We start from the raw sequence: 9575 nt of genomic DNA, 5'->3' as shown, positions 1-9575 counted from the left end.
CGGATCTCGAGCACGACGTCCCGCCCCTCCAGGTAGCCGAGCTCGCGCAACCCCCGCCGGAACCCATCGAGAGCCACGTTGTCGGCGGGTCCCGAACGCATGCTGATGTAGCCGATCCGGTGCACCCTCGCCGCCTGCTGCGCCTCGGAGGCGAGCGGCGATGCGGTGGAACAGGGGCTGGTCGCGAGCCTCGCCCGGCCCGGCGGGAACGTCACGGGGCTGACCATGATCTCCCCCGAGCTCAGTCAGAAGCGTCTCGAGATTCTCCGAGAGCTGTTTCCGTCGCTGTCCCGCGTGGGCGTTCTATGGTGTGGCGGCGGCATCGGCGGCGTGGGCGACAAGGAGTGGGCAGAAACGCGGGCCGCCGCGGACGCGCTGAAGGTCCAGCTCACCTCGCTCAGATCATGGTATGTCCCGGATCTCGAAAGCGCGTTCGCCTCGGCCGTGAGGCAACGCGTCCAGGCGGCCGTCGTGTTCGACTGCATTCGTTTTCATACCAATGCCGCCCTGATCGCCGAGTTTTCGCTGAAGAACCGCGTGCCAGCGATCTACCCGTTCGCGATCTATCCCGGGGCCGGCGGCCTCATGAGCTACGGCGCGAGCCTCGAGGACATGCCGCGCCGGACCGCGATCTACGTGGACAAGATCCTCAAGGGTGCGAAGCCCGGGGACCTGCCCGTCGAGCAGCCGACGAAGTTCGAGCTGGTGATCAATCTGAAGGCGGCGAGGGCGCTCGGCCTGACGGTCCCGCAGTCGCTGCTGCGCAGGGCCGACCAGGTCATCGAGTAGGCGTGCGCCGCGCGCGTCTGCTTCGCTCCGTCCTCGTCGGCGCGACGCTCTGGGCGTGCGCCGGCTCCGCGGCGGCGCAGGAGATCGCCGACGTCACGCGCGCGTGCAGGCGGGCCGACCTGCTCGGCGAGTGGCAGGTGATCCGCCTCGGGCCCGCGACGGGCATCCGCGTGGACCGGAGCGATCCAGCGTTCTTCCCGCACCAGCAGTACGTCTTCGGAAGGGACGCGACCGTGCGTCACCTCGCGTCGCAGACGCGCATCACGGACGCCGACCACCGGGCGTTCCTCGCCGTCGCGGCGGGGGGCACGTGGGCGGTGGACGCGGCCGGGCGCCTCCTGCTCCTGCGCGCCGGCCAGGCGCGTCTCGAGAAGAGCGCGTGCCTCGTGCTCGTGAAGGAGGTGACCGACCCGAAGAGCCAGCTCCGCTCGCTGCCGGGTGACATCCTGCTCACGACGGCCGACGCCGCCGACAAGCCGCTCTACCGGCGTCAGCTCCGAAGGCTCGTCGGCCCCGGCGAGTGAGCGTCTACGGGCGGGGGTTCGTCGCGCTCTGGATCACGTCGTTCTTCTTCTACCTGCTGCGCCTGGGCTCGACGGCGACCTGGCGGCCGGCGTCGCCTGGGTGGCGGCGCTCGCGGCGCTGAGCGACGTCAGACGCCTGCGCGGCTAGTCAGCCCGGCCCAGCGCGACTCGAGCGCCGGCTGGACGAGCACCGCCGGACGCAGCGGCAGCACGGCGGAGAGCCACCGGAACGCGACGCGCTGGTCGCTCTTCGCCAGCGCCTCGCGCGCCGCGGCGAGGACCTCCCGCAGCCGCGGGTCGCCGGGCGCGGCCTCCAGGCCGCGCTCGAGGCAGGCGATCGCGCGGCAGAGCATCCGGACCCGCGGGTCGGACGCTGGGTCCGGGTCGCGCAGCGCGCGCTCGAGGAGCGCCCGCCCGATGCGGAACGCGAGGGCGGCGCGGTCCTCGACGGGCGGCGGCTCCGGCGGGCGCGGCGCGGCGGGCGGCCTGCCGCGTGCCGGCGGGCTGCCGGCGCGCGGGGTGCCGTTGCGGGCGGCGCGCGGCCGGCGCGGACGCGTGGGCCAGATCAGCTCGAGGGTGCCGAGGACGAGGAGGCCGTGGGCGACGAGCGTCGCCAGCAGGAGGGTGATCTCTTCCCGCGGGAGCCACTGCACGCTTTCAGTGTGACCGCCCACTCCCGCACGCGCGAAGAAAATTCGTCGCCCGCGCGTGCCGGGGCGTTCGCTAGAAGCGGAGCCGCACCCGGTAGGTGAGCTTCGCCGCGCCCTCCTTGGGCACCGGCACCTGGAAGCGGAGCGTGTGGGCCTCGAGCTTCTCGCCGGGGTGGGTCGCGCTGAGAACCTGCCAGTCGCCGGGGATCGGCTCGATCACCCAGACCGTCTGGTCCGCCGCCTTGTGGTTCCGGAGCGCGATCTCCCACTCGACCTCGTACACGCCCGAGGAGAGCTTCTTCCAGTCGCGCTGCGTGCGCTCGCCGACCAGATCGAAGGCCTCGCCCATCTTGATCCGCAGGCGCTCGTCCTTCGGCGTGTGGTCGATCCAGTCCTCGCCGACGAATTGCTGACTGCCCGCCGCGTCGGCCTTGTAGACGCGCACCCGGCCGCGCGGGAGCGGGACGCCGAGGCGGTTCTCCTTGCTGTTCTTGACGTCGAGGTACACGCCGACCTTCTGGTTCGAGACCGGCACCCCGTAGGACGTCCGGTAGTAGTCCTGCGCGCCGTAGTAGATGAGGCGCTTGTCGACCGGCACGTCGCCCGCCGTGAGCAGGGCGAGCTGCTTCGTCTGGTTGTCCTTGAGCGTCGTGCGGCCGTCGAGCGTGTAGAGGTGGTACTCGAAGAAGCCCTCCTCCTTGAACTCGTGGCGCGCGTCGGCCCGCGGCGCGCCCGCCGCCGCCTCGAGTGCCTTGAGCCGCCGCCGCGGGTCCTCCGCGCGGTTCACGTCGCCGGCGACGAGCTTCAGCGCCGCGTTCGCGTAGGTGGCGCCGCTCTTGTTGTCGATCGTCACCCAGCCGGTGAGGTCGCTCGCCGTGTCCCCGGCGTTCAGCACGAGGACGTAGTCGGCCTTCCACGTGATCCCGCCCGTGAGGTACGAGGCCTCGACGCGGTGGGGCGCCGCGCGTCGGTTTTGGAGGAGCCAGACGAGCGTCGGCCGCGCGACGAGGTTCTCGGGGATCGTGGGGAGGACGAGCCGGCCGTACTGGCCCATGTGGATCTGGCCGTTGATCTCGAAGATCGGGCCGTTGGTCGAGAGGAGCGTCGCCTCGTGGAAGGTGCCGTCGCCCTGATAGAGGCGCACCTTCCGGCCGACGTACTTTTCCATGAGCTTCTGGCTCGTGAGCAGGTCGTACTCGTAGTTCTGCTCGAGGATGCGGAGCCCAGCGGGCTCGGTGAGGGACTTGAGATGCACGGTCGTCGGGTCGATCAGCGCGGCCACGTCGGCGAACTGCACCTCCGCCAGGCCCTCGGGGAAGCGCGCCTCGCGTACGTCCTTCACGAGGCCGAGGTTGCCGTTGTAGATGGTCACCATCACGTCGCGCTGGTCGGCGCGCGTGATGCGCGTCGGCGTCGCCACGGCGCCGGCGTCGGTGGCGGCCAGACCCACGAGGGCGGCGAGCACGATGAGTCGCTTGAGCATGGGTGCCTCCTATCCAATCGGGTTGCGCTGCTTGTCCGGTTAGACAGGACCGCGCGGGTGAAGTTCCCGCGCGCCGCTCAGTCGCCGATCCTCACCTCGACGCGGACCTCGGAGGGGAGCTCCGCCGGCACCTCGCCCGGCTGCCAGCGCCCGATCGCCTCGAGGCCGCGCACGAAATCCGGAAACGCCGCACGCGGGAGCGCGAGATCGACGACTGCGCCGCCGGGCGCGGCCCGGCGCCCGAGCTCGCGGCCGCCGACGCGCGCGAGGAGCTGCGTCAGCGCGCGCTCGGCGGCGTCACGATTCCCGACGGCGAGCCGGCCCGCGATGTCGGCGCGCGGCGGAGCAAAGGGAGCTGTCTTCGCCACGGTCGGGAAGTCGCCGGGCGCCGACTTCACGTCGGGCGGCCGCGCGCCCGGGAGCGTCCTCCGGATCCCGAGCACGCGCTCCTCGGCGTCGCGCTTCGGCGCGCTCTCCTCGCGCGGACCCGTGGGCGCGGGCGCGTAGAGGCTCTTCGGAGCCTCGACCTCGGTCGCCTTGTTGCGCGCCTTGGGTTCGGCCGCCGGCGCGGGCTGGGCCGCGACTCGCGGCAGCTCGGATTGAGCCAGCGGGCTCGGCGTCGCGGGTCGCGCCGGCGCGGCCGCAGGCGGCGGCGGCATCGCGGGCTGGACGTCACGCAGCGGTGTCTCGCTGACGCCGGTCGGGGCCGCGACGCGCGGCGTCCGCTGCATCTCCGGCGTTCGCCACACGAGCGCGACGGCGACGCCCACGAGCACGATGGCGGCGGCCTCGAGCGGCAGCTTCACCGGCCAGGGGAGGAGCACCGCGCGCGCGAGCCGCCGGTACCAGGGCGCCGGACGCGTGGCGGCGAGGACGCGGTCCACGAAGCCCGCCGGCGCGCGCGCCGGTTCCACGGCGTGGAGGAGCGCGACCGTGCCGCGGAGGCGCTCGAGCTCGCGCCGGCACTCGGCGCAGCCCGCCAGGTGAGCGTCGAGCGCCACGCGCTCGGACGCGGGGAGCGCATCGTCGAGGTGCGCCGAGAAGAGCTCACGCGCGTCGTGACAGGTCATAGGAACCGCTCCAGCTTCTCCTTGAGGTCCATCCGCGCCCGGTGCAGCCGCGAGCGCACCGTGTTGAGCGGCAGCTCGAGCACCTCGGCGATCTCCTCGTAGGCCAGGCCCTCGACGTCGCGCAGCACGACCACGATGCGCCGCTCGCCGGGCAGCTCGTCGATCGCGCGCTGGAGCGCCGCCTCCAGCTCCGCGCGCTCGACCTGCGCCGCCGGGTCGGCGTCGGCGCGCAGGCGCTCGAGCGACTCTTCCCCCTCCCGCGCCAGCCGGCGCTCGCCCGTGGCGAGCCGGTTCAGGCAGAGGCGCGAGGCGATCGCGTAGAGCCAGGTCGAGAGCTTCGCCTCGCCCCGGAAGCTGGCGATCGCGCGATGGACCCGGAGGAAGACTTCCTGCGCCACCTCCTCCGCCTCGGCGCGGTTGCGGAGCATCCGGAGCGCCACGCCGAAGACGCGGTGCTGATAGGCGATCACGAGGGCTTCGAAGGCCCGCGGGTCGCCCCGCCGGAGCCGGTCCAGGAGATCCCCGTCATCGCCACGGCGCCCGTCCATCCGGTTAGACCATAGCGCCGGCGCCGGGTTCCCGGGCGGGGGAAATTCGTGCGCCGATCGCTTCCAGAGACGACTCGCTCGGCGACCCGTTGCGGGTGCCGACCGACCGGACCTATGATGCGGACCGGGGAAAGATGACACGCAAGGTTCCGCTCTGGACGCCTCGATGAACCAGTCGGCTGCGGCGTTCCTCCCGCCCACTCGCCGCGAACGAATATTCAACAAGGCCTTCGGCGTTCTCGTAGGCGTCGGGCTCGGCCCGCGACATTACTATCTCTTGCAGGTGCGTGGTCGGAAGACGGGGCGCGTCCATTCGACGCCGGTCAGCGTGGTGGAGCTCGACGGCAAGCGCTTCTTCGTCGCTCCCAGAGGGCGTACCCAATGGGTCCGCAACGCGGAGGCCGCGGGCGAGGTCACGCTCAAGAGGGGACGAACCAGCCAACGATTCCTCGTGCGCCCGGTCTCGAACAGTGAGAAGCCGGTGGTGCTGAGCGCGTATCTCGATCGCTTCAGACTTGCCGTTCAACGTTACTTTCCTGTGAGCGCGGGCTCGGGGCCTGAGGCGTTCGCCGGCATCGTGGATCGTTATCCCGTCCTCGAGCTGGTTCCCGATGCCCGCTGACCAGCCGACGGTCGAGATCGTCTTTCCCCCCGCGGGTGAGGCGCGAGAAGTGGGTCGGCCTGCGGCTTCCCGTCGTCTTGCGCGAGGCGAAGCCGGTCCGGGCCCTCACGGCCGGTGTGCTGACCGGCCCGAGGGGCTTGCTGGCTGCTCTCGGCCGGCTGCTCCTGGGCCGTTACCGGAGTCAGCGGGGCTATGCCGTCGAGGTGCTGACCGCGATCTCGGCGCTCGAGCAGGTCAGCCCGGACGCGGCTCGCTGGTGGCGTGAGAACACACCGCATCTCCTGAAGCCGAAGCGCTGCTTCCTCTTCGAGGGAAAGGCGTGCAGGGTGGTCGAGCGTGTCGGGTGACGCGGCGATGCTCGCCGACCGCGAGCTTCTGACGCGCACGTACGACGCGTTCAACGCCCGCGACGTCGAGGCGGCGCTCGCGGCCATGCATCCGGACGTGGATTGGCCGAACGGCATGGAGGGCGGACGCGTGCACGGCCATCGCAGCGTGCGCGACTACTGGACTCGGCAGTGGCGCTCGATCGATCCCCGGGTCGAGCCGCGGGGCTTCGCGACGGATGAGACGGGACGCATCGTGGTCGATGTCCATCAGGTGGTCCGCGACCTACAGGGGAACGTCGTCTCGGACCGGATGGTCCAGCACGTCTACCTCATCGAGGACGGATTGATCCGGAGCATGGAGATCAGGACGTCGTGAGGGGAGGCTCAGCATGACACCCGAGCATCGCGCGATCCTCGAGCGTATGCGGTCGTCGGCCGGCGCCGTGCGGCGCGCCGTGGAGGGGGCGCCGCCGGACCGGTTCGCCCGCCGGCCCCGGGACGGGGAGTGGTCGGCCCTCGAGACGCTGACCCACCTGCGCGACGTCGTCGTTCACGTGCACGGGCTCAGGATCCGGCGGCTCCTCTACGAGGACGGCCCCGTGTTCACCGACTTCGACGAGGAGGGCTATCGCCGCGCCGCCCTCGCTCGCGGCGAAGCGGTCGGCGACCTCCTGGCCACGATCGTCGCCGAGCACGAGCAGCTCGCGCGGCTGCTCCAGACGCTGCCCGACGACGCGTGGTCGCGCGAGGGCCGCCATCCCACGCTCGGCCCGATGTCCATCGAGCTCCTCGCGCGGCGCGCCGGCGAACACGCGGAGGAGCACGCGGCGCAGGTCGCGGCGGCGACGCGCGCCGGCTGATCGACACGAGGGAGGCTCTCATGCCGAGTCGCGACGCGAAGGTGATGGCGGGCCTGATCCTGCTCGCCGTCCCGACCATCCAGTTCGGCGGTTACTTCCTGCTGACGCAGCTCATGGACCGCGACTCGGGCTACATGGCCAATGCGTTGCGGCAGAACTTCTTCCGCGCCGGTCACGCCCACGCCGGCGTGATCACGCTGCTCTCGCTCATCGCGCAGCCGCTCGTGGACGCCGCGCGGCTGTCGTCGGCGCTCCGGTGGCTCGTCAGGATCGGCGTTCCCCTCGCGGGGATCCTCATCTCCGCCGGCTTCTTCTTCTCGGTCGCCGCGCCCACGGCGACGCAACCCAACCAGGCCGTGGCGCTGATCTACCTCGGGGCCGCGCTGCTCGCGGTGAGCGTCCTGACGCTCGGCGTCGGGCTGCTGCGCTCGAAATGAGGGCTCGCCGCGACACCTTCGACGAGGCCGCCTGAGGCGCCATCTCGTATAAGATGTCGCGGGAGGTGACCGATGAAGCTCAGCGTCGAGAACCTGACGACCGGATTGGAGTTCCACGGCGAGGTCCAGGGCAAGCGCCAGCATTACTACGTCCTGTCGAGCGCGCGGCAGTACTTCGTCATGTCGCTCTCCCTCAGCAAGCGGGATGCCGGGAACTTCAACCTCGTGAGCAAGCCGGCCGTGGAGCGGCTCTACCGTCGGCTCCGCGGTCATCGCGGGGTGACGGCCAAGGCCGTCTTCAGCCGGTCGAAGAGCCGGCGGCAGGTGCCCTCCGCCCTGGCGGCGCTGAACATGCTCTATGTCCTGGTGGCCACGGGCCGGGCGAAGATCGACGAGCGCCGCGCCAAGGCGCGGGAGCTCTTCTTCAACGTGCCGAAGACGTGAGCGGCGGCGGGCTCGCGAGGAGGGTGCGAGAGTGGTCTTGGTGACCTCGGAAAGCCAGAAGTGGCGCGCGACACCCTACGCGGGGATCGAGCTGTGCCTGCTCCGGCAGAACGAGGAGAAGGGCGGAGCCCTCCTCCTGAAGCTCGCCGCCGGCGCGCGCTTCCCGCTCCACGACCATCCCGGCGGTGAGGAGGTGTATGTTGTCGAGGGGGCGGTCACGATCGGCGGCCGCAAGCTCGCGGCGGGCGACTATCTGTGGACCGAGCCCGGCGGCCGCCACGACGCCAGCGCCGATCGAGACACCCTGCTGTTCGTCAGCTCGCCGAAGGGGATCGAGATCCTGGAGAAGTAGGTGTCGGCGGTGATCCCAGTGGTCGTCGCGGCGTATCTGCTGCTGGCCCAGCTGGCGCCGCCGGAGCGGTCCGCGATCGAGGACTACCGCGCGGCGCTGCGCGACGCGGAGGCGCGTCGGCCTCCCGCCTCGCTGGAGCCGGTCTTCGCCCGCGCCCTGCGGGTGGGTGAGGCGCTGCTCCACGTCCGGGGCGACGGACGCGCCGCGATCGAGTCGCTCCCGGCGGCCGACTTCGCGCGCCTGGTCGGTGAGCTGCCGGGCCTCATTGTGAACCGCGACGAGACCGTGTACGTCAAGCCCGACCCGGCGTACTTTCTGCGACTCGCGCAACGGCATGGGACGCCTGCCGATCGGGCCTTCTTCGAGGCCTACCATCGCACGTTGCCCGACGGCGTTTGGCCGGCGTACGTCAAGCCGCAGACGGACTACAGCGGCTGCACGGCGTTCGGGCAGGGCGAGTTGGTGGCCACGTATCGCGTCTGGCGAGAGTTCGCGCGCGCCTTCCCGGGGAGCTACGGCGTGACCGTCGCGCGGCTCGTGCGTGACGTCGAGGTGAGCGTGGCGCAGTCCACGTGCGCGTGCGGCGACGCAGCGTCGGTGGAACGGGAGCTCGACGAGTTCCTCACGACGTTCCCGGGCTCCCCGGTGTCGACCGCCATCGCGCAGCGTCTGCGGGAACTGAGGGCGAGGCGTTCGGCGATCCGCTTCGTCTGTCTGTCGGGTTGAGGCGCGCGCCGGCGCCGCCTCAGCGGGCGACTCCGATCTCGCGCAGGTAGCGGAGCACGCCCGAGTGGATCTGCTCGCGCCGCGGCGCGGCCGCGAGGGTGTTCACCGCCGTGGTCTCACGCGCCTGGGGCAGGCGCTCCCCGAGCTTCGCCTCGCCGGTGTGGAGCGCGCGCGCCAGTCGGTACGCGACGTCGTCGGCCAGGTCCGCGCGTGTCAGGATGAAGCTCCACGAGCCGACCGACGGGAGCGGCGCGTCGAGGCCCGGGTAGGCGCCGGCGGGGACCGTCATCGGCTTGAGGAACGTGTGCTTCGCCAGAATGCGCGCGATTTCGTCGGCGCCCGGCGCGATGAACCGCGCGCCGCCGGGCGCTCCCGCCACCGCGCCGAACCCGGGCCAGCCGAGGCCGCCGCCCCAGAGCGCCGCGACGCGCCCGTCCAGCACCATCGCGGGCCCGTCGCCCGCGCGGTCGAGGTACACGGCCTGGAAGTCGCGCTCTTGGTCGAGGCCGAGGCCGTCGAGCACGTAGCGCGCGAGGATGACCAGGCCCGAGCCCCGCGCGCCGAAGGCGACGGGCTTGCCGCGGAGATCGGCGATCGCGCGGTAGGGGCTGTCGGCCCGGACGACGAACATCCCGGGCGTCGAATACATCGCCGCGAGGATCCGGAGCTTCGCCGGCGGGCGCCCGACGCCGGCGAGCGCCTCGTGGACGACCTCGCCCTGGACGAGCGCGATGTCGAGCC

The 9575-nt window shown here is 71.8% G+C and carries 16 protein-coding genes; 11 read left to right on the top strand and 5 right to left on the bottom strand.

From position 1 onward, the window contains the following. Positions 1-114 precede the first annotated feature (114 nt). Genes VKG64_14225 through VKG64_14215 form a run of 3 tightly spaced genes read left to right on the top strand, consistent with a single transcriptional unit; the run spans position 115 to position 1435 of the window. Positions 115-789 carry an ABC transporter substrate-binding protein gene (locus tag VKG64_14225; protein HKB26197.1) on the top strand — a complete coding sequence of 225 codons (675 nt, stop codon included), beginning with the start codon at positions 115-117 and terminating at the stop codon, positions 787-789. Positions 790-791: 2 nt separating this feature from the next. Beyond that, positions 792-1313: a hypothetical protein gene (locus tag VKG64_14220; protein HKB26196.1), complete on the top strand. Its 522-nt coding sequence runs from the start codon at positions 792-794 to the stop codon at positions 1311-1313. Then, positions 1310-1435 carry a hypothetical protein gene (locus VKG64_14215; protein ID HKB26195.1) on the top strand — a complete coding sequence of 42 codons (126 nt, stop codon included), beginning with the start codon at positions 1310-1312 and terminating at the stop codon, positions 1433-1435. The genes VKG64_14220 and VKG64_14215 overlap by 4 nt, the downstream gene beginning before the upstream one ends. Positions 1436-1441: 6 nt before the next feature. Here VKG64_14215 and VKG64_14210 read toward each other — a convergent pair whose 3' ends face one another. The 4 genes from VKG64_14210 to VKG64_14195 form a co-directional block, all read right to left on the bottom strand. Further along, the gene (locus tag VKG64_14210) at positions 1442-1966 is read right to left on the bottom strand and encodes a hypothetical protein (protein HKB26194.1); all 525 of its coding nucleotides are present in this window, start codon (positions 1964-1966) and stop codon (positions 1442-1444) included. A 70-nt stretch (positions 1967-2036) separates the two neighbouring features. Further along, positions 2037-3446, bottom strand: a complete 1410-nt coding sequence (locus VKG64_14205) for a DUF4139 domain-containing protein (protein ID HKB26193.1) — start codon at positions 3444-3446, stop codon at positions 2037-2039. 77 nt (positions 3447-3523) lie between these two features. Then, a complete protein-coding gene (locus VKG64_14200) occupies positions 3524-4516 on the bottom strand; it encodes a zf-HC2 domain-containing protein (protein ID HKB26192.1) in 993 nt (330 codons plus the stop codon). Next, positions 4513-5064 carry a sigma-70 family RNA polymerase sigma factor gene (locus VKG64_14195; protein ID HKB26191.1) on the bottom strand — a complete coding sequence of 184 codons (552 nt, stop codon included), beginning with the start codon at positions 5062-5064 and terminating at the stop codon, positions 4513-4515. The genes VKG64_14200 and VKG64_14195 overlap by 4 nt, the downstream gene beginning before the upstream one ends. A gap of 166 nt (positions 5065-5230) precedes the next feature. Here VKG64_14195 and VKG64_14190 point away from each other — a divergent pair, with 166 nt between their 5' ends. The 8 genes from VKG64_14190 (at position 5231) to VKG64_14155 (ending at position 8834) form a co-directional block, all read left to right on the top strand. Then, entirely contained in the window at positions 5231-5686 is a 456-nt protein-coding gene (locus tag VKG64_14190) for a nitroreductase/quinone reductase family protein (GenBank protein ID HKB26190.1), read from the top strand. Between the two features lie 35 nt (positions 5687-5721). Then, positions 5722-6033 carry a hypothetical protein gene (locus VKG64_14185; protein ID HKB26189.1) on the top strand — a complete coding sequence of 104 codons (312 nt, stop codon included), beginning with the start codon at positions 5722-5724 and terminating at the stop codon, positions 6031-6033. Further along, entirely contained in the window at positions 6023-6391 is a 369-nt protein-coding gene (locus VKG64_14180) for a nuclear transport factor 2 family protein (GenBank protein ID HKB26188.1), read from the top strand. The genes VKG64_14185 and VKG64_14180 overlap by 11 nt, the downstream gene beginning before the upstream one ends. Positions 6392-6404: 13 nt before the next feature. Beyond that, positions 6405-6875, top strand: a complete 471-nt coding sequence (locus tag VKG64_14175) for a DinB family protein (protein ID HKB26187.1) — start codon at positions 6405-6407, stop codon at positions 6873-6875. 20 nt (positions 6876-6895) lie between these two features. Then, positions 6896-7312: a hypothetical protein gene (locus VKG64_14170; protein HKB26186.1), complete on the top strand. Its 417-nt coding sequence runs from the start codon at positions 6896-6898 to the stop codon at positions 7310-7312. Positions 7313-7384: 72 nt separating this feature from the next. Then, entirely contained in the window at positions 7385-7756 is a 372-nt protein-coding gene (locus tag VKG64_14165; GenBank protein HKB26185.1) for a hypothetical protein, read from the top strand. Then, complete coding sequence (locus tag VKG64_14160; protein ID HKB26184.1) at positions 7671-8108, top strand: cupin domain-containing protein; 438 nt, start codon at positions 7671-7673, stop codon at positions 8106-8108. The genes VKG64_14165 and VKG64_14160 overlap by 86 nt, the downstream gene beginning before the upstream one ends. A 9-nt stretch (positions 8109-8117) precedes the next feature. Further along, positions 8118-8834, top strand: coding sequence for a hypothetical protein (locus VKG64_14155; protein HKB26183.1), 717 nt, complete (start codon positions 8118-8120; stop codon positions 8832-8834). A gap of 19 nt (positions 8835-8853) precedes the next feature. Here the strand turns inward: VKG64_14155 and VKG64_14150 are convergent. Beyond that, a partial coding sequence (locus tag VKG64_14150; protein ID HKB26182.1) for a TAXI family TRAP transporter solute-binding subunit occupies positions 8854-9575 on the bottom strand: 722 nt, incomplete at its 5' end.

The sequence above is a fragment of the Candidatus Methylomirabilota bacterium genome, assembly GCA_035260325.1.
Taxonomy (GTDB): domain Bacteria; phylum Methylomirabilota; class Methylomirabilia; order Rokubacteriales; family CSP1-6; genus AR19.
The sequence above is the reverse complement of the archived record's forward strand: the minus strand, read 5'-3'. Positions and strand labels throughout refer to the sequence as shown.